The organism is Winogradskyella tangerina (assembly GCF_003260205.1).
Classification (GTDB): domain Bacteria; phylum Bacteroidota; class Bacteroidia; order Flavobacteriales; family Flavobacteriaceae; genus Winogradskyella; species Winogradskyella tangerina.
The window spans coordinates 365,756-383,946 of record NZ_QERF01000002.1; the positions used below are offsets into that span (position 1 = coordinate 365,756).

The following is an 18,191-nucleotide window of genomic DNA, read 5'->3' on the forward strand; positions in this document are numbered from 1 at the left end:
TATTTGGTTAGTCTTTTAAAATTCCGTCCTTATACTTTTCTTTTTTTAGCTTATCACCTGCTTTGTTGTAGTAAGTTGTAGTTCCATTGCGCAATCCATCTCTAACACGACGCTCTTCATAGTTACCAGTATCGTCATCTGTATAGATAAACTCACCATCAAACAATTGATTAGTATCTAATGTGTAATACGTTTCTTCCTTGGGCTTATTGCTAAAATCTACATATTTAGTAACAATCTTTACATTTTGATTTGGGTAGTTATGCTCCCATGTACCGGTCATGGCGGATTTATAGATGTTACCTTTAAAGACAATATTGCCATCTGCATTGGCCAACAAAACAATACCATCTTGGTAGCTTTTACTAGACCCTTTCATTTCGTTATGAAACAACTCTCTGAAATCGTAATGTGGTACGTCTGCTGTTGACTTTGCAATGTGGTAATCGGCCTCCAATCTTCCCTCTTCATTCAAATACTGAATAAAACGTACTTTGAAAGCATCACGGGTCTCTGATAAAATTTTATAGACTTTTTCTATGTTTTGCCCTTGTCCATCATAAACTCTGAATTCTTTAAGTTTATTACTTTTAAATAGCTTTTCTTCTTGTTTTATGCCATCAAGATTATATCTGGTCAACAACCCATTGAGAAGATTGTATTTGTAATTACTTTCTACCAGGATATGGTCATCATTAAGATATTCAATCCATTTACCATCTTTAGCACCGCTTTGGTAGTTTCCTTTTTTATAGACGTATATTGGGTCTTCTTCTGTTTCTATGGTATAACTCTCAATCCATTCTCCCTGCTCTTTTCCGTAATTATAATTCCCTTTGAAACGCAAATTTCCAAGGCTATCTTTAAGAGTATATAACCCATGTAATTCATCATTCTTGTAATTTGCTAAGAGGTGAATTTTATTATATATACGTCTTTTACAAGAATCCTGAGTTTGATTATTTTCATCGAGTTTATCACACTTATAAGTTTGATAACTGATCTGCGAGAATCGCTCAGATAAACCATTACGCATACCATTGCTGTAATTCTCTACAAGATAAAGCTCTTGTGAGTATGTTTCTTCTTTATCGTTACTACTCATTCTTGAATAATGGAATTTCCAAGGTCCTGTTTTCAAATCCCTAGAATAGTTTCCTTCGCTTAAACCACCAGCGAGCTCGAAATGTTTCCAATAGCCTGTTTTAAGACCATTTTGGTACTGCCCAATATCAGTAAGATATAGTTTTGTGGTATCGCTTTGTATGACACCACCAACTAAGAGTTTTTTTAAATCCCTATAGCGTCTAAAATTTCCGTTAAGTTTGTCATTTTTATAATTGGCTATAATTAAAGTATCTTCTGAGATTTCTTGTGCAAAACCATTTTTTTGGTCATTTTTGAACAACACTTTTGACAGTACAAGTTGATTATTATTTTCATCAATAAAAATCAATTTAGTTTCTCCATCTAATTTTCCATCTGAATAATTTGTAAACACCTTAGCTTTTATTCTATCAGTTTCCTCATCATAGAAGAAGTCTGTTGTCTCACCATCTAATACTCCGTTTTTAAAAAACTCAATTTTCCTAATTTTACCTTCAGGCTTATACTCAATTGATTTACCGTTCAGCTCACCTTTGTTTAAATTATAGGTATTTACCAAATTACCTACCTCATCATAATCTTTCCATAAGCCATGTTTAAGGTCATTTTTGTACGCACCTTCAATCCGTAAATTTCCATTTTTATAAAAGCGTTTATAGTTACCTTCTAATTTACCATCTTTAACATTATAGATAATTTCAACTTGCTGGCTATTATCAAAGTAAAGCTTTTTTAAACCATTACTAGGATCATACGCACTTGATTTTTTAATAAGTGTAAAACCATATGCTGTGACACTTTTATCAAAACTTGAATAGCTTTCTTTTTCTCTTTTCTCGGTTGTAATGGTTAGTAAAAACTTTTGATTGGTGTAGTTTGAAATTAACTCATCATCTTTGATCTCACTATTCATAAGCTTATAACCTTTTGCATTTAAAGACTTCTGTACTGCTGTGTAAGAAGACTTATTAAAAACTGAGTAGCTTACCTTATTAGGAAAACCCTCGTAAGTGTACAAATAGAACCATGCAGATGCCTTATCATCATAAGATTTATCGTAAGACCAAGTAATAGTATTATAACTCTCCGAGTCCCCTTTTGAAGACTCATAATATTCCCAACCTTTATTCATTAAAAACTGGTTAACATTTTCCCAGTTCTTTTTCTGACAAATATTTTCTAAATCATTTAACGATAATTTTTGGCCTTGAACTGTACTCAAAAATAGGCCGAACCATATATACAGAAATCTTAATTTCATTGATTAATTAGTTTATTATTAATAGAAATTCATTACAAATGATTGAAATGAATTGTTCAACTAAGAATAAGTTTTAAAGGGAGTAATAAAGATAAAAAATGTATCTACTAGTCAAAATAATACTTCCCATAATGTTTTAAATAATTTCAAAAAAACTAGTCAAAATTAGGCGCACAACCTAATACATCATTATATGGATGTATATAATTCCAAAAAGCTTTACCAGCACTGTCCATATAGTTTAGACTGTAATTGAATTTCGTATTTGAACCGACTTGATAAATATATTGTTTATACGAACTTGTAAAACGAACAACTGCAAAATAATATGTTTCATAATTCTCGCTGACCTCGTAAAAAGTTACTTGGGAGATTGCTTCACTATCATAGCTGTAATAAGTAACGCCATAACTTTTGGATTTGACATATTCTAATATCTTAGAACAAGACATTTGAGCATTGAGTACTCCGTAACTTAAAAGACCAACAAATAAGAGAGATAATTTGATGTTTTTCATATATGTAATTTTTATTAATACGGTTTGTAGTATACAACTCTGAATATCAATACTTTTGATAGTGTAAAATGACAAAAAATAATCTTACTGTCACATGACATAAGTCATGTTTCAATAAATTCAAATATCCTTAACGAAATTACCTTTTAAATAAGAAGAGGAATTACGGATTTCCGTAAAACAAAAAAATAAAACATTAATCCTCCCAACCACACAGGATACTTCCAATTTTCTTTGCATCTGAAAGTCTAATTTAGATATAGAACTCTTGCAATTGGAAAGGACTCTACAATTTTTGAATATTGATACCTTTTTACTTTACTTTCCTTTACAGATATAATCAGAGGTCTCATTAACAAAAGTATTATCTGAGGATAAAAAAGAAAGTACGACTAAAGAAAGTGAAAATTTGATTAATCGCGTTTTCATGTTTTGATTTCTTTTGTGAACGCCAATCCCAGGGTGCAATGGCGTTTGGATCACTCCACAAACCCACTTTTTTTTCTCGTGCTTTATCTTCTAAATTCTGTAAGGACTCATCATCTGAATACTTTACATAATGCCATGCCAAACCAGCTTTTAAGAGCTCTTCGCCTAAATTTTTATTATTATAAAAGACATAAGCAATAGATCTTCCATAACGATCTTTTTTAAGGACCTTAAGCTCCACGTTTTTACTAAAAATGGCATCTGATGTAAATTGTTTTGCCCGTTTTGAAAATGGCTGCTTTCGTTCAGGACAGTCTATATTAGCAACTCTTACTCTTACAAGCGTCGAATCCTTTTGTAACAATTTAAAAGTGTCTCCATCGGTAATGGCTACGACTTTGCCTTCGACCGATTGGGCGAATGAATTTAATGTGAATAGAATTATAATTATATACTTAAACATTCAAATCAATTTAAAAGATTCGGCATGGCTGGATATGGCACAAAACTGTCTAAAACGGGCTGAATACTCTCCTTAACCAACATGCTAAAACATATAATAACTACTGTAACTAAAATACTTAATCCAACATTGTTATTATCAATTTCCAATGAAATATTTTTTCCTTTGAAAAATCGCTTTGTAATTTGAAAAGCGATCATACAGGTTACAAAGGCCCAGATACCTACAATAACTATAAACAATGCAATATGTTTTGATAGATCAAACGCATAAATCCATTTATTACTAATAGTACTTAGCAACTGCATCGTTGAAGCAATTGGTGTTATAACAGATTCCATAAGATAAAAAACCGAAAAGGTTATACCTGATAAAAATATTCCATTCGAAGTCGTTAAGTCATCGAGTGAATTTTTCTTGAACTTCAAGCGCGTCATTATCCATTTTAAAATTAAAAGCGTAACAATTCCTATTAATAGAAACAGCCAGAATCTCATTATTCCTTCCTTTATTAAATTTTGTTCCATGTTTACTTGTTGTTAGTTAGTAAATGTACATCCCATAAATTCATATTTGATATGCTGGGGTCGAGTATACCTGGAATAAACCCAGTTGAAGTGGTTTCCCAAACGTAATATCTTTTTCCATTAATGATTTTATGTTTCCCTGTATAGGGTAAATTAATTGCCAATATAGAATGCTGAAATGGAATACTTCCCAATACGGCAACATCATATCCAAATTTTGAAAGTATTAAAAAAAGCATCACTGTTCTCGTATCACAATCTCCCTTTAAATTGGCCATAAATTCCACTGGCGTCTGTATACCGTATTTAATATTACCTATGCAACACTCCGGACAGTCAGTGAGTTGGTCTATAGCATTAACCGCCATGTTATTTTTTATTTCACAATCTTCTTGAAGAACAAGTGCGTAAGGTATATCTTGAATACATGAAACAATCATTTCTGCCATTTCCATTTTATCAAGCTTATTTGCTCGGCCAATACTGTCAAATGTTTTGTAAATATAGTCGAGTTTTCTTTGATCTTCTCTTATCAAAGAACTATACAAGTACGTCCAACTATTAGTATTTGCCAGATCAAAATTAGTTGAATTTCTATACTGCCTTGAAAAATTATAAGCTGACTCCAAAACACTAAATTTTCCTTGAAAAGTTCTTTTCCTATAATCATTCCATACCCTATTATGACTAATTAAAATTAAACTATCATTTAGTCTTGATTTTGTAACCTTTTCTTCTTTCTGGTTTTCAAAATATTGAGGTCTAGGGAAATCAAAATTTCTCGAAGAAGTTGCCATTGTCCGAAAAATTGAAATCAAGGAAAATATAAAGTAGACCATAATTACTCCCAATAATAATTGAAAACCAAGATTGAAGATTCTAAAAATCAAGTTGACAAGCCAACTGAAATAGTTAAATAAAAGATACACTATAAACAGTAGAGCCAACAAGACAATACCCTTTAAACCAATAACAAATAAAATTGCCGATGAAATTAAAATTAAAAAAGCCCATCCTATTGCTTCGAAACATCCGTCGAAAGAAAAGTTAGAAAATGTTGGTTGAGAATGTACTCTATGATTTTTTTTAGCCGGTAAAGAAGTGTTTTCTTCCTCAGAGATTAAAGATTCTGAGCAGTTGCATTGGTGAATTGGATTACCACAATTATCGCATACCTCAATAAAAGTCTCATCTTCAGTCGCAATAATATCAATTAAGAATCCATATACAATACAAGTAAACGTACCAAAAGTTTGTCCATCCTCTTTTGTGACATCTTTAATTTCTATTAATTTAACCTTAGGCTCGTGTATATTAAATCTGAAAGCATCAAATTTTCCGATTTTTTCCTCTGTGGAAGAAACCACATTTTCGAATGATTTCTGTAAAAAATGAACCTCAGACTCAATTTTAATAAAGGTCTTTTCCGAAATAATTGTAACATTTGAAATTTCGCCTTCATAGACATCGATATCATAATATCTAGCTTTGTCGAGGTGTTTTTTTCCTTCGTCAACACTTCCATAGTACTTACCTGTGAAGTTTCCCTTAATAAAGGTTCTTCTTTCAATATTTTTTTTGACTTTAATCCTCTTCCGCCCCATACAAATGATTAATAAAGTCCGTTTCTTGACCTATAGTTCTTGTATCCTTTTTTCGAATGGTATTAAATGGGGGATCTTCAAATCTTTCCTCAATTTCAATTGGTATACCTAAAGAAGACTCAAAACAAGCTTTATAGTATTTCTTAAATTGTTCGTATTCATCACGAATAATTTTTTCTTGTAAAACAAACCTCTTCTTACTGTAATATCCAGAGGGAGAAGTTGTGAATTTCAAGATGAAGGGACTTAGAAAAACAAACATTAAAATGAGTGTCAACATCCAAATTTGCGGATATTCTGAATTGACAAGAATCAAACTTTCAATAAAATAAGGAGATTCATTCAATAGAATTTCAATTTCTTTAAGCTCAGTTGACTTGTTTTTTTTTAAGTCTTCAATTTTTTGTGTCAAATAATCGACCTCGCCAGTTTCACCTGAAAGTCGTTGATCTTCAATATTTTGCTGAAGCTCCGCCAATTCATCTTCCAAATATTTAATTTCATTATTAAAATAAAGTTCCGATGACTTTAAGGTGCTATTTATTTTCTCTGCCTTAATACTCGCTATTTCTGTAGTTACTTGCTCATTAAGAAGAATAAGCTCTAATGGTTTTATTACCGTTAGGCTGATTAAGATTATAAAAAATATCCTGATCCCTAGAGAGGAAAAATACCCAAGACTATATTTTAATTTATTTGCATTTAAAGTGATAATATTAAGACGATAAATATTAATAATCATCATTGTAAAGGCAATTGATATCAACCACGACAATGTGGGTAAATTGAACAGTTTATTGAATGAATAATGATATGAATATAAACTTATCCAAAATAGTAGAAAAACAGTAATACCACTAGTAAAGAATCTAACTTTCAAACGATACCTAGCTTTATTTACTATTTGAGGATCCTCACCAGAAACTCTCCAGAAAAAAACGTATATGGATCTGCGTATACGCATTTAAACCTCATCAATATATTTATCTAAATCCTTGTCAATATTCTCTTTTTCTTTCTCCTTCCATTTCTGAATAATGTAGTCACTTAACTCTGTCTGAGCCCTAATCAAACTCATTTTTTCTTCAATCTTCTTATTGGCCTGATGATTTATAATGAGATTCCTTTCTTGCCCCTGTTTATCCTTATAGTAATCGTATTTGATTTGAATACCATTGTCGGCTTTAAGCAATTCACTTATGTTATCCGACATATAATCATATGGACTTTTTATAAGCATCATTTTAAAAAATATTGGAGTTAACTCAATTACAACAAATAATAGTGTAATGAATAAGGTAATCCAAAATCCAGCTACTTCGTGCGCTAAGAGTATACGTTCCAACAAACCATCCAATCCTCCTGCTACTTCTTCATTTTTTGCCAATTCGATGTCCAATTCATTCTGTAGTTTTAGTCTGTTATCATGTAATCTATCTAATTCATTTTTATTGTCTGCATCGAAAGAACTCAATTTGGCTGCCAAAGATTCCATCAAACTTTTCAAAGCTGCAGCTTTGGGACCAGGCCTAACAATTCTCACTTCATCCGCATATTGACTTTCAATATCTGTAAGCCTATCAAGGAGTTTGTTCCTTTCCTTTTCAATTTTTTCTATATCTGTATCTATAAGCACAAATCGTTCATCATAATTCGCTTTTGTAGCAGCTTCATATTCTTTACGCTTTTCTAATTGGGCTTGGTGCAATTCGGCATCAATTTCAGATTTAAACATCCTTATTTCCATGGGTTTAGAAATCGTAATTGCAATTACTAAACCCATAATTATTCTAGGTATAGATCCTGTAAACTCCTGCCAAGTAATTGCTTCAGTTCCATCTCCTTTTCCTGTTGCAGCAACAATAAATCTATCAATATTAAAAATGATTAATCCCCAAATAATTCCAAATAACGTAGAAAATATTGCAGTTGGGACATGAACATCATTCTGCAACGCAGAGCCTTTTGGTTCAAAAATCGTATAAATAGCATATCCACCTGCTAAGGCCGCCATAAATCCTGTTGCAACCACAATTCCACCTAAACAAGCATATTTAACTTGGTCATTATAAGTGCTTCTCTTTAGAATATATGAATCTGACCCAGCGGCTTTCCACAACCACTTCATGATCTTACTAGGGTTTGGGCTTTGGTAATAGTCTCTGTTCATTTTTATAAAGCATTAATTGATTAGTAGTTTTAATTTGGTCTATTTGTTTTAATTCCTCATAAGGTGGGCTACTGTAAATTGGTCTTTTATTTGTTAAAAGATTTGAGAAACCAATATTTATGAATTTTGAATTAATCAAATTACCTCTAACTTGGATATTCTTATGGTTAATGACATTTGCAACCCTTTCATCAGATCTCGCAAAATCTAGATCATTAATATTTAAATTATCAAGGCTTGGAATACGCTGTTTTAGTTTTATAATATTTACTTCTGAAACTAAAGTTTTTCTGGTATTTAATCCGTAACAATTTAAGTAAAAACGGGATTCAGCACAGTCGATTTTGAAAATCGTACTTCCTGAGCCTAAGTAAACTTTAGAAGAGTTATCAAGTAGAACAAAAAGACAGTTTTCCACCTTCCAAATCAATTGATTTAATGAACCATGGATACAATAAAGATTATTAGGGCGAAACTCTTTGGAAATAAGTTTTCTACCTAGTAAGAGAAACTTAAAATATCGAAATATAATAATTGGAGAATACCTCAATAATCCAATAAATATTAGAATTCTTCTTCTCATATAGGGTTTTGATATATTTTCCAATTGTTATTCAATCCAAAAATTACAAAAAGTAATGGAAATAATTAAGATTATTCACACAATGATTTACTTATAATGAGAAACTCTATTTACCTATACCTAAAATACTTAGATATTAATTTCTAAAAAAATAATAATTATATGGTAACAAATATTAATCTGCATATTTATTCTAATGTAGAACCATCTGAAAATATTATTTTTTGGGGTATCCATACAACCTTTAAATCAGCTATATCTTTATTCTTCAATCTCACGTCTTCATCTCGAAACTGATTGTAATCTGTTGTATAAGTCCCCTTAAAAGTGGATCCTGCTTTTATAGGATCGTCTATAGTAAGATTTATTGATTTTATCTCTGAATCAAATAAGTCCTGTATTGAAATTGAACCCTTAAAGGCTCTAATATCCTTTTCAGTTTTATTTTCAAACGCCAAACTATAAGTGAGATAATCTTGGTAATTATATTCCTCATATCCTTTATCATACATTGCAACAATTAATGCTTGCCCCAATCGATGCCTTTTATCCTCTTCCTCTAGCTTTACTTTTTCAGCTAATACTTCTTGTTCTTTTTTATAATCCTTTGCTTCTTTAAGAATCTCGCCATAGGTCATACCTTCCAAATTTCCGCCATTAAGTTTTGACTTCATTATCCAACCTGCCATAATTAGGGCGTCCTGTTCAGACAAATTTCCACTTTCCTTAATTTCTTTAGCATCATTCTCAAAAGTTTCCTCATTATATTTTCTGTCAAGTGGTGATGAACAGGAAAATATGAAGAAGAATATTGTTATACCGTAAAATAGTTTTTTCATTTATCCATTTATTTATTAATCAGGAACTTAATTCAGTTTCTATCTAGTTCCAATTTCTGTTGCAATTATTCTGTCTTTCCCACTCCATGGCGGCTTCTCTAGTAGTAATATTGCCAACTTGTACAATATGGCCATTACTCCAGTAATATCTCTGACCTTTATAATTTGTATACCTTCCAGAATTTCTATGTTGCGCTTCTCTAATCCTTAAATCATTCGTTATACCACAATGAACAATTAAATTCCTCACTTTGAAAATGTATTTGTATGTATCTCTCATTTAGTTCATGTTTTAAATATTAATACAAACATAACACCGATAGGTACCCTATCTATACGGTTTACCGTAAAAGCAAAAAGACAACCAAATTATTGTCTTTGTAGCATCTAAACCTTTTGAGTTTTTAGTCAATAGTTTAAAATTATTACAGTTTCAATCGCTCTATTTGGTGTATATATATTCACTTTTTGTATTTTACATTTTTTAATATATGCAGCCACCGCCTCAGATTTCATTTTTGATTGCACTAAATCAATCCTAAATCTTTGGTAATAGATACTAAATGTGTCGTATTATTCGCTTTGAATTGAATCTTTAGCCTATTAAGTCGCTTTTCAATACTGCTTAGGCTACTGGGCTTTAAGTTTTTAGACTTTAGGTCTTCACTTATTTCCTCTTGTGACATTCCTTTAGAAAGTAAATTGATAAGTCGGATATCAAAATCATCGATTTCCATATTGGATTTTGGCTGTAATGCCTTGCAAACTTGAGGTGATAAATATGCCTTGCCAGAAGCCACAACATTCAAGGATTCCCCTAATTCTTTTGAGCCCTTTCGGTCTTTACACACATATCCATTAACGCCTCTATTCTTAATCAAAAATCTAACTTTTTGAAGTTGGTCTTTCATAGAATACACTATGATTGCTAAATCAGGATAGTCCTGCGTCAGTTTAGTAATAAGTTCTTCACCGGAAGATAAGTTGTCGTTTCTATAATCACTTTTAAAGGATAGATCAGTAATTAATAAATCAAATGGGTCTTGATCGAGTTCTGCCTTTTTAATTTTGAGATAGGCCTCATCACAATATTGGGTTTTTTCAATATTGGTAATTCCATTTGACATTAAGACCTGAGCTACACTTTCACCAATAGCATCATGATCATCGTTAATTAGAACTCGGTTAAACTTCATTATATGACAATTTTTGCTTTAAATCCATGTTTTGGTTTTGATTCAAAAGTAATTGTCCCTCCAATAGAATAAATACGGTTTTCCGTATTTAGAAGTCCAGTATGTTTTACGAGATCAGTACCTTCTCCATTATCCGAATATATAATTTTTAGTTTCTTACCGTCCATTTCAAATACAAATAATACAAGAGTTGCCTTACTATACTTTTTCATATTGATTAACAGTTCTTGTAGAACTTTATAAATTGTGGTTTTATAAATATCTGAATAAACTTTCCATTTAACATCAGTTAGACCCTTTACTACAATATTGGTCCTATCTGTTTCATAACTTTCCATTAGTTCTTCAAGACTTTCTAATATTGGCTTACTAGAATCTACCAAGCCATGTTGATTTGAAATATCTCTGGCTTTATAATAAAGATCATTTAATTCTTCAACTAAATCTTTTTGTTCATTACTGTCATTTTCAAACTTGGTCATTATCTGAAATACATTATTTGCAACCTCATCATGGACCTGCTTGGAAATTCTCGATTCCGTATTAATAACTTGTTGTAATTTCTCTTTGCGATGTCTCGCTCTTAGCAAATAAAAAGTCACAATTGATATCAAACCAATACTTAATGCTATCAAGCCAGAAATTACAGCCCTTGATCGCTGCCTTTCCTCTTCCAGCTGACTTTCTAATGCCTCCCTTTGAAATTCGGAGTAATCATATTTCAATAAGGCAAAATCATTCTCACGGTCTTGATCCGTTTTTAGCAAACTATCATTCAATACCTTAAATTCCCTAGCATAATTATCATCACTTAGGTCAACCAAAAGTCCCAATGCTCGATTTCTATAAGATGGAGACTTTATTTTATTTGAAAAATCTAAAGCTTTGTTTGCATATAGCTTTGCATTAGTAATATCACCTTTCTCTTGATAATATTCTGAAAGATGACTGTAACTTGTAAAAGTTTTAGATGCGTCACCTACCTTTTCTCTTATATCAAGCGCCTTAAACATTAATGGCAAGCCATCATCACCATCAGTGGACATTAAAAAGCCCAGATTATCTAAAATCAATGCAGTCGTTAATGAATCTTTCACCTTTGGCAATATGCTATAGGCCTTTTCTAATTCTTCTCTAGCATGAGTCAATTCATTAGCATTTCTGTAGACAATGGATATATTATTATAGACGATAGCACTATCTGTGGCATTCTCAGCTAACTCCAGAACCCTTTCATAAATTTCATTCGCCTTATCCCTATTTTGTTGTTCTTTGTAGTTATTGCCTAAAAGGTTGAGTATACTTTTACGCAGTTCTTTTTTATATGCAGATGGATTGGTTTTATTCGAAAATTCCAAAGCCTCAACCAAATACTGCTCACTTTCGTAATAATCCCCCGTTTTATAAGCAAGACTACCTAAAAAGTAAAGGTGATACATTGCTAGATTGTATTCGTTCATTTCTTGCGCAATGTTATATTGTTTATTGAAATACGATTTTGCTTTTAATAATTGGGGGGCATTTTGTGGTTGCAATGCTACTTTTCTGTAATAATCGAGACTATCAGAAGGTTGTTGAGCACACACTGGTTGGAAAAATGAACAGCAAAATAATCCAAAAGCTAAACAAAAAAAGAGGAATGATTTTTTTAAATATTTCATTCCTCTAATGTAATAACAATTTAATTACTAATCTCCACTTTTTGTTGGTGGTGGCGGTGGCGGAGGCGGTGGTATTTCACCGCTTTCTCCACAACATGCTTGGGTCTTTGGTTCATCTGCGATTGGTTCTGGATCACAAGACATCATCACAGAACTAATGATTATTAACGAAAGTATATATGCAATTTTCTTCATTATATTTTGAGTTAAAATTTGACATAGGTGTGGCTGTCCGAGATTTTCTCAGATTTGAATACAGATCAACACCTGCGATATTTTTGAGGTGAAATCCTCAATCGGGAAGTATGGAGTGCAGATGTAATAGAAGACATTACCTTCCCAAATAGTGTATCTGATTACACCCTTGCTCCATTCATGAATTGATACTCGGAAGCCTTATTCCGATTAAGACAGAAATCAATTCTATAGCAAATGAATGAAGATTTTAATGTTTATATTGGAAAACCTTAAGAAAAGAATTTGAAAAGAATTGGAAACGATTTTCCATTAAATTTCTTTTTGAAATTTTTAATTTTAAGCTGTTAACACATAATTAATAATGCATAGAAAATTAATAGTTGCTGCTTTTGATAAAGGTAAAAAGGATTTAATAGAAAAAGGATCAAAGAATCCTTCGGATAATGCTATTTCTGAATTGATAGCTAATCATATTAATGAAGTACAAAACATTCAGGTTAACTCAAGAACATTAAGGAATTATTACAAGGAAGTAAATGTTAATATATCTCGCAATGACATTGTTCAAGCACTATGTTTGTATCTGGGGTTTGACTCATATGCTGCTTTCATAAGCAATACCGGATTGACCAATAGCAAGTCCTTTCTTAACAAGTTCAACAAAAGTAAGTATATCATTATGATAATAATCGTTGTTGGTTTATTAAGCGCATTAATCTATTTTAAAATCAATGAACCAAGGTTTATGATTTGGAAGGGAGATCATTATGAAGAAGTAGACCTTGATTTAGATAAATATTCTTTAAGTGAACTCAAAAAATATAATCAAGATCGTATTGATAACTTGAGAAAAATTGATCCACAATGTGGATTTGATTTTTTTAATGCTGATAATAGTCCAAGGGTTTGGTATGGCAAAAATTCTAATAAGGAATATGAGTATTTCACATCATTGGGGCTTCATCCAGAAACCAGTAAGACATTGAAACCAATAACTGATTTTATAATAAAAAATCATATATGTAAATAAGAAAGATGTTTTAAATGAATCATCGAATTCCAAAAATCTTACTCCCAAAATTATCTACTATGACAAAGTTACCTTATAATGAAATATGTATTTAGCACTATGGCCGGCATACTTACCATTATTTTCGTATAGATTAAGTTCAACTAAAAACCTATTGACACCTATTTTTAAATTACTCACATCGACAATTTTTAGTTTTTCATCTATGTCTACAAGTTTTTCATTACAATCACACGAAATTGAAATTATTTTTATTTTATCATCTTTTGATAATGTTAAATTTGCCTTTTGCGTAGTATAATATGATTCAGTATCTATTTTATAGCGATGAATCACATAATCCCCAACCTTTCCATAGACATGTTCAACCTTCTCTATTTCGATAGTAAGGTTATATTTCTGTTTGGAATTAAAACTGTTATTATAATTAACTAATGAATCCTTAACGAGCAAATCCAGATGTAGACCCTTCATGTTTTGATATGTAATGCATCCCAGTCCATGTATATGATTTAAAGAGAAACTCACTAAAAATAAGTATAGTAAAGAATATTTCATTTCTTCTAGAATATCAAACTAAATATTAAATCAAATATAATCTTTGTTTACGATCAAACCTATTTCCTTCTAATGGAAAATTAGTTCGCTGTAATCTTGAGTGTTTTACTCAATTGACCAAGGTTAGAGGATGCAAATTATTAATAGAATTCACCATTGATTCACCTTTTGACTTTATCAAACCTGAATCATTTAAAAATCAGTCATTAAATTTTTGGGTTTAGATACTATCTCGGTCATTACAAAACAAAAAAAGCAAACATTTTATGCTTGCTTTAATTATTGATAGATTATTCTTGTTTAGAAAATCGTGATGAAGGTTATTTTAATTTCCAGTCAAAATCACTTAAGAATTTATTTATAGCATAACGCCCAGTAATTTTCTTAACAGATGTCTCTGCCACAACACCATCGTCATCAACATTTGTAATGGAATAATTGCCATATTCGTCTTTATTGATATAAAAGTTATCTGCGTTATATGTACTATGTCTTATGCTAGTTCCAGGATAAACCGGATTGTAGCCTGCAAGCCTGATTCCATACTTGGTGTCTTCTAAATAGATTTTCTGTTCTACCATTTTAGTACCATTATTGTAATAACGAACCCGCATTACGCCAGATTTAAAATCATCGTTCATTACTAATGCGGCACGATGTACTGTTGTACCTGCTGTAAATTTGAGTTCATAAATTTCTTGTGCAGAAATAGTTAATATTGAAAAGAATACGAATGCGAGTGTGATTATAGATTTCATGATATGTGTTTTAATATTTATTTATTATTTTTTTGAAGCTTCATCTAGAAGATAAACAGCACCTACTAATAGTAACCAATCATATAAGGCTTCATTCCCCTTAACGAAATCCCAATTAGCAGAATTCTTTCCAACGGTTAGTATTCCAATGGCTTCATATTTTGTGCCAGATAGCACCCCGTAAAAGCTAATGTAGTGTTCTATTACCCAAACTTTTTCTGCATAACGGTATTGGCAATTAATAACTTTTGAATACACATTGGTGTCTCCTTTACTATGTAAAAGTTCTAAAATTCCTTGCTCATATTTTTGAACAAGCTCTGTTGCTCGACTGCAACTTTGTGCGTTTGTTACTTGTGGTAGGCTGAGTAGTGAGGCAAAAACGAAAATAAAAAAGAAAGTTCTCATAATACATTTATTTTTTGGTTATACTTTTTTGTTACTCCAAATTTAGATGTGAGGCTAAGGATTTCGGATAGATAGTATACGAAACAACCTTTTTGATATATGAAAACAAAAAAGAGCCCTTAAAAAGGACTCCTTAAAAAAAGTATAAATCAAATGTTAATTACAATTCTCATTGTAATTAGCGCACATAAACGCGGCTTCTTCTTCCTGTAATACTTCTTTAGCAACTTTTTCAAGTGCTTGGACCTTTCGCTTATTTGCTTTAGAAGTTGCTATTTGGCTCTTTTTAGGTTTGTCATTGGAACTCTTTATTTCTTCCAATAGTTTTTTTGCGTTTGAATAACAACTAGAATTAGTACTTATGAGATTTAAAAGCTCTATGGCATAATCAGGATTTTTATTATTAATTGCTTTTTTAGCTTCGTCTATGGTTTTCTCACAAATAATATCATTATAAATTAAATAGGCCTTTGTTTGTAAAGCTTGAATTTGTTCATAGCAACTTCCACCTAAATTACGAGGTACGGTTTGTAGGAGCCCAATGGCTTTTTCTAACTGACCGTTATTAAGTAATATTTTGGCATCAGCGTATATTTGATTGCAATTGTCCTGGTAATGACTTATGATTTTCATTTTAACTGAAGTCAAAAACTTTTCAACGGCATCACTCTTTGTCTTTATTCTGCTAATACTTTTTGTGATTGCCTTATCCTTACTTCCACGATCTTCTCCTTTAAGTTCTATAGTCATTGTATCGAATAAAGTCATCGTTTTTATATCAATCACCTTCAAAGTGAGTAATGCCTCTATCGAATGAACTTTTCCAAGTCCTGTTTGAATCTCACTATGATCGTAAATCTCGTATTCTGGATAGATCATAAAATCATTAATATAATCAACGCTCGATATACCGTAACTAGTAATCATACTCTGAATTTTAGTAACAAGCTTAGATACATGAACTGGTTTTAAATCTTCTACATGTATTAAAGGTGCTTTAACCGCCAATTTCACCTGAGTTTCTAAATTATTTGTCTGAGCATATGATACACTAGTTATTGAAAATGCAATAAATAGAACTGTTATAATAAGTCTCATAGTTTCTGTTTTAAAGTATTTTAATATAAATCGAAGCTCGATTTCTCTTTATCTCAATTTTCATATCTAAACCATCAAAGAATCTAACAAGCTTACGCTCCACTCTACTGGGCTTAGAATCACACTCGTATCGAAATTCGTCTACCATTAATTGATTAATTGTCTGATTTGAAATACTATACCTTCCATTTTTTGAATTTGCTTCAATCCAATCTTCAATAACATATTTTAGACGCTGATCGCCTGCTTGAGATATCTTAGAATCCATAGTTAGATTGGATCCCTCACCAATTATAAATTGCATTTCGGCACGTGCGCCATCTACCATACACCTTTCCAGATAATCAATTATTTCTAACATAAAATGGTCTATATAAGACAATTCATTTCCTTTCTCGTCCTCATTATTAATTTGATTGATAGCAGATTTAGTTAATGCGCTTACGTCAGTTGTTCTAAAATAATTTGATTCGCATACTTCACTTGCTAATGAGGTGGCTGTTGAGAAGTGATTGGCTTTAACAATTACAGTAACTTTATTACCATGTTCTGTTTCGATGTATTCTAAGTCTAACTCTACAATGACATCTGCCGCCGAACTATTAAAAAGTAGCTCCGTCAATTCGCATTGATCACAAGGATTAATTTGAAGGTCTGCCCTTACTTTGTCATAGGCGGCTTCAAAATCCTTGGTGTCAAAACCATAATTTTTAAAGGCATCATTTACAGTGGCCATTCCAACCTTAAGATTGAATGGGAGTTTGTCGAGATCATCCAGATTTTGATATTGGTTTAAACCTGGGATAATCATAATACTGGGTAATGTAATCTTATCATTCTGGGCATTATTAGCCATAAAAAACCCTAAGCATAATATGATGAATATCCGTTTCATTGATCTGTGATTTGGTTTAGATTATTAAATGATAGATTTACTAGGAATTGATTCGCAACTTAAATTCACGTCAGGATCCTCAAATAAGTCTATGAGATTATCAATATCTTTTCGCTTTATTTTACCCGATGAAAAATCGCCTTTAAGTTCATTTATATTGAATTGTGTAATTTCTTCCTTAAGTAATTTACCATTGACGTCAGTGACTTCATATATTGCAAATCTGTTACCTTTTGCAATGCCCTCTTCTTTACCTGCTATAATAATTATTTCTCCATTTCGCCCAACTTTTTTGATTTTATGAATCTCAACTTCGTAGGGTGAATAGTTAATTATAAAGTTTTGTATTTTCTTTCGAAAAGTTTTTATTTCATTGGCCATAGCCGAAGTTTTATCTAAACCATCAGGTGTAATATCTGCCATCTTAGAAAATGTCTTCGTGTCCATTGTCTCTCCGGTTTCAATGTCTATTATGCTAATGCTAAAATTGATAGTGCAATTATATTCACCGTTTCCTCCTTGCTTATAACCTACAGATGTTAATTTACCACCTACCAGAAACTTTGCTCCATCAAGTTTACCCTGTTTTACAATATGGCCATTAATAAAGTTGATATTTTTTTGTACCTCAATCTCGGTGAAAATTGAGGTTTCTGCATAGAGTGATCGATCGAGTGGCTTAAATCTTTTCGATGCTACAAAAATCTCTTTAACTGTTTCTGTAAGAAATTCGGCCTCAGCATAATTATCAATATTTAATGATTCAAACGATAGTAAACCGAGGGTTGGTTTCTTCTTATTTTGTCCGTAGGAAATCATTGCTATTAACAAGATGATTATTGTTAGTGATTTATTCATGTTGACTTGTTTTTATGGATTAATTTTTAA

Annotated in this window: 20 protein-coding genes; 1 reads left to right on the forward strand and 19 read right to left on the reverse strand. The window is 31.5% G+C overall.

Annotated elements, in window-relative coordinates; all coding sequences use genetic code 11:
- Window positions 1–7 precede the first annotated feature (7 nt).
- From DDY94_RS04350 to DDY94_RS16190, 13 genes are all read right to left on the reverse strand, one after another.
- Window positions 8–2,368 carry a toxin-antitoxin system YwqK family antitoxin gene (locus DDY94_RS04350; protein WP_111682816.1) on the reverse strand — a complete coding sequence of 787 codons (2,361 nt, stop codon included), beginning with the start codon at window positions 2,366–2,368 and terminating at the stop codon, window positions 8–10.
- Between the two features lie 155 nt (window positions 2,369–2,523).
- The gene (locus tag DDY94_RS04355) at window positions 2,524–2,886 is read right to left on the reverse strand and encodes a hypothetical protein (RefSeq protein ID WP_111682817.1); all 363 of its coding nucleotides are present in this window, start codon (window positions 2,884–2,886) and stop codon (window positions 2,524–2,526) included.
- 364 nt (window positions 2,887–3,250) lie between these two features.
- Window positions 3,251–3,778, reverse strand: a complete 528-nt coding sequence (locus DDY94_RS04360) for a thermonuclease family protein (RefSeq protein WP_111682818.1) — start codon at window positions 3,776–3,778, stop codon at window positions 3,251–3,253.
- 5 nt (window positions 3,779–3,783) lie between these two features.
- The gene (locus DDY94_RS04365) at window positions 3,784–4,305 is read right to left on the reverse strand and encodes a DUF350 domain-containing protein (RefSeq protein ID WP_111682819.1); all 522 of its coding nucleotides are present in this window, start codon (window positions 4,303–4,305) and stop codon (window positions 3,784–3,786) included.
- Window positions 4,306–4,307: 2 nt separating this feature from the next.
- On the reverse strand, window positions 4,308–5,909 hold the full coding sequence (locus tag DDY94_RS04370; RefSeq protein WP_111682820.1) for an Asp23/Gls24 family envelope stress response protein: 1,602 nt from the start codon (window positions 5,907–5,909) through the stop codon (window positions 4,308–4,310).
- Complete coding sequence (locus tag DDY94_RS04375; RefSeq protein WP_111682821.1) at window positions 5,890–6,873, reverse strand: DUF4407 domain-containing protein; 984 nt, start codon at window positions 6,871–6,873, stop codon at window positions 5,890–5,892. Before DDY94_RS04375 ends, DDY94_RS04370 begins: the two co-directional genes overlap by 20 nt.
- Window positions 6,874–8,079: a DUF4407 domain-containing protein gene (locus DDY94_RS04380; protein WP_232817814.1), complete on the reverse strand. Its 1,206-nt coding sequence runs from the start codon at window positions 8,077–8,079 to the stop codon at window positions 6,874–6,876. It abuts the gene before it with no gap.
- A complete protein-coding gene (locus DDY94_RS04385; RefSeq protein WP_157957243.1) occupies window positions 8,045–8,662 on the reverse strand; it encodes a hypothetical protein in 618 nt (205 codons plus the stop codon). The genes DDY94_RS04380 and DDY94_RS04385 overlap by 35 nt, the downstream gene beginning before the upstream one ends.
- A 188-nt stretch (window positions 8,663–8,850) precedes the next feature.
- Window positions 8,851–9,501, reverse strand: coding sequence for a hypothetical protein (locus DDY94_RS04390; RefSeq protein ID WP_111682823.1), 651 nt, complete (start codon window positions 9,499–9,501; stop codon window positions 8,851–8,853).
- Between the two features lie 43 nt (window positions 9,502–9,544).
- Entirely contained in the window at window positions 9,545–9,781 is a 237-nt protein-coding gene (locus DDY94_RS04395) for a GIY-YIG nuclease family protein (RefSeq protein WP_111682824.1), read from the reverse strand.
- A 247-nt stretch (window positions 9,782–10,028) separates the two neighbouring features.
- Window positions 10,029–10,697: a DNA-binding response regulator gene (locus DDY94_RS04400; protein WP_111682825.1), complete on the reverse strand. Its 669-nt coding sequence runs from the start codon at window positions 10,695–10,697 to the stop codon at window positions 10,029–10,031.
- Window positions 10,697–12,358 (reverse strand): tetratricopeptide repeat-containing sensor histidine kinase, encoded by a 1,662-nt coding sequence (locus tag DDY94_RS04405; RefSeq protein ID WP_111682826.1) that lies wholly within the window; start codon window positions 12,356–12,358, stop codon window positions 10,697–10,699. Before DDY94_RS04405 ends, DDY94_RS04400 begins: the two co-directional genes overlap by 1 nt.
- A 27-nt stretch (window positions 12,359–12,385) precedes the next feature.
- Complete coding sequence (locus DDY94_RS16190; RefSeq protein ID WP_198658910.1) at window positions 12,386–12,553, reverse strand: hypothetical protein; 168 nt, start codon at window positions 12,551–12,553, stop codon at window positions 12,386–12,388.
- A 364-nt stretch (window positions 12,554–12,917) separates the two neighbouring features.
- Here DDY94_RS16190 and DDY94_RS04410 point away from each other — a divergent pair, with 364 nt between their 5' ends.
- Window positions 12,918–13,586: a hypothetical protein gene (locus tag DDY94_RS04410; RefSeq protein ID WP_111682827.1), complete on the forward strand. Its 669-nt coding sequence runs from the start codon at window positions 12,918–12,920 to the stop codon at window positions 13,584–13,586.
- Between the two features lie 57 nt (window positions 13,587–13,643).
- On the opposite strand, the gene DDY94_RS04415 is transcribed toward DDY94_RS04410, so the two are convergent.
- From DDY94_RS04415 to DDY94_RS04440, 6 genes are all read right to left on the reverse strand, one after another.
- Window positions 13,644–14,060, reverse strand: a complete 417-nt coding sequence (locus DDY94_RS04415; RefSeq protein WP_157957244.1) for a hypothetical protein — start codon at window positions 14,058–14,060, stop codon at window positions 13,644–13,646.
- Between the two features lie 404 nt (window positions 14,061–14,464).
- Complete coding sequence (locus DDY94_RS04420) at window positions 14,465–14,902, reverse strand: hypothetical protein (RefSeq protein WP_111682829.1); 438 nt, start codon at window positions 14,900–14,902, stop codon at window positions 14,465–14,467.
- Between the two features lie 24 nt (window positions 14,903–14,926).
- Complete coding sequence (locus tag DDY94_RS04425) at window positions 14,927–15,310, reverse strand: hypothetical protein (RefSeq protein ID WP_111682830.1); 384 nt, start codon at window positions 15,308–15,310, stop codon at window positions 14,927–14,929.
- 156 nt (window positions 15,311–15,466) lie between these two features.
- On the reverse strand, window positions 15,467–16,408 hold the full coding sequence (locus tag DDY94_RS04430) for a hypothetical protein (RefSeq protein WP_111682831.1): 942 nt from the start codon (window positions 16,406–16,408) through the stop codon (window positions 15,467–15,469).
- A gap of 10 nt (window positions 16,409–16,418) precedes the next feature.
- Complete coding sequence (locus DDY94_RS04435) at window positions 16,419–17,303, reverse strand: DUF6175 family protein (RefSeq protein ID WP_157957245.1); 885 nt, start codon at window positions 17,301–17,303, stop codon at window positions 16,419–16,421.
- A 24-nt stretch (window positions 17,304–17,327) separates the two neighbouring features.
- Window positions 17,328–18,161 carry a hypothetical protein gene (locus tag DDY94_RS04440; RefSeq protein WP_157957246.1) on the reverse strand — a complete coding sequence of 278 codons (834 nt, stop codon included), beginning with the start codon at window positions 18,159–18,161 and terminating at the stop codon, window positions 17,328–17,330.
- Window positions 18,162–18,191: the final 30 nt, after the last annotated feature.

Coding starts and splice junctions, on each gene's coding strand:
- DDY94_RS04350 (WP_111682816.1), bottom strand. CDS start 2,368: ATGAAATTAAGATTTCTGTATATATGGTTCGGCCTATTTTTGAGTACA.
- DDY94_RS04355 (WP_111682817.1), bottom strand. CDS start 2,886: ATGAAAAACATCAAATTATCTCTCTTATTTGTTGGTCTTTTAAGTTAC.
- DDY94_RS04360 (WP_111682818.1), bottom strand. CDS start 3,778: ATGTTTAAGTATATAATTATAATTCTATTCACATTAAATTCATTCGCC.
- DDY94_RS04365 (WP_111682819.1), bottom strand. CDS start 4,305: ATGGAACAAAATTTAATAAAGGAAGGAATAATGAGATTCTGGCTGTTT.
- DDY94_RS04370 (WP_111682820.1), bottom strand. CDS start 5,909: ATGGGGCGGAAGAGGATTAAAGTCAAAAAAAATATTGAAAGAAGAACC.
- DDY94_RS04375 (WP_111682821.1), bottom strand. CDS start 6,873: ATGCGTATACGCAGATCCATATACGTTTTTTTCTGGAGAGTTTCTGGT.
- DDY94_RS04380 (WP_232817814.1), bottom strand. CDS start 8,079: ATGAACAGAGACTATTACCAAAGCCCAAACCCTAGTAAGATCATGAAG.
- DDY94_RS04385 (WP_157957243.1), bottom strand. CDS start 8,662: ATGAGAAGAAGAATTCTAATATTTATTGGATTATTGAGGTATTCTCCA.
- DDY94_RS04390 (WP_111682823.1), bottom strand. CDS start 9,501: ATGAAAAAACTATTTTACGGTATAACAATATTCTTCTTCATATTTTCC.
- DDY94_RS04395 (WP_111682824.1), bottom strand. CDS start 9,781: ATGAGAGATACATACAAATACATTTTCAAAGTGAGGAATTTAATTGTT.
- DDY94_RS04400 (WP_111682825.1), bottom strand. CDS start 10,697: ATGAAGTTTAACCGAGTTCTAATTAACGATGATCATGATGCTATTGGT.
- DDY94_RS04405 (WP_111682826.1), bottom strand. CDS start 12,358: ATGAAATATTTAAAAAAATCATTCCTCTTTTTTTGTTTAGCTTTTGGA.
- DDY94_RS16190 (WP_198658910.1), bottom strand. CDS start 12,553: ATGAAGAAAATTGCATATATACTTTCGTTAATAATCATTAGTTCTGTG.
- DDY94_RS04410 (WP_111682827.1), top strand. CDS start 12,918: ATGCATAGAAAATTAATAGTTGCTGCTTTTGATAAAGGTAAAAAGGAT.
- DDY94_RS04415 (WP_157957244.1), bottom strand. CDS start 14,060: ATGAAGGGTCTACATCTGGATTTGCTCGTTAAGGATTCATTAGTTAAT.
- DDY94_RS04420 (WP_111682829.1), bottom strand. CDS start 14,902: ATGAAATCTATAATCACACTCGCATTCGTATTCTTTTCAATATTAACT.
- DDY94_RS04425 (WP_111682830.1), bottom strand. CDS start 15,310: ATGAGAACTTTCTTTTTTATTTTCGTTTTTGCCTCACTACTCAGCCTA.
- DDY94_RS04430 (WP_111682831.1), bottom strand. CDS start 16,408: ATGAGACTTATTATAACAGTTCTATTTATTGCATTTTCAATAACTAGT.
- DDY94_RS04435 (WP_157957245.1), bottom strand. CDS start 17,303: ATGAAACGGATATTCATCATATTATGCTTAGGGTTTTTTATGGCTAAT.
- DDY94_RS04440 (WP_157957246.1), bottom strand. CDS start 18,161: ATGAATAAATCACTAACAATAATCATCTTGTTAATAGCAATGATTTCC.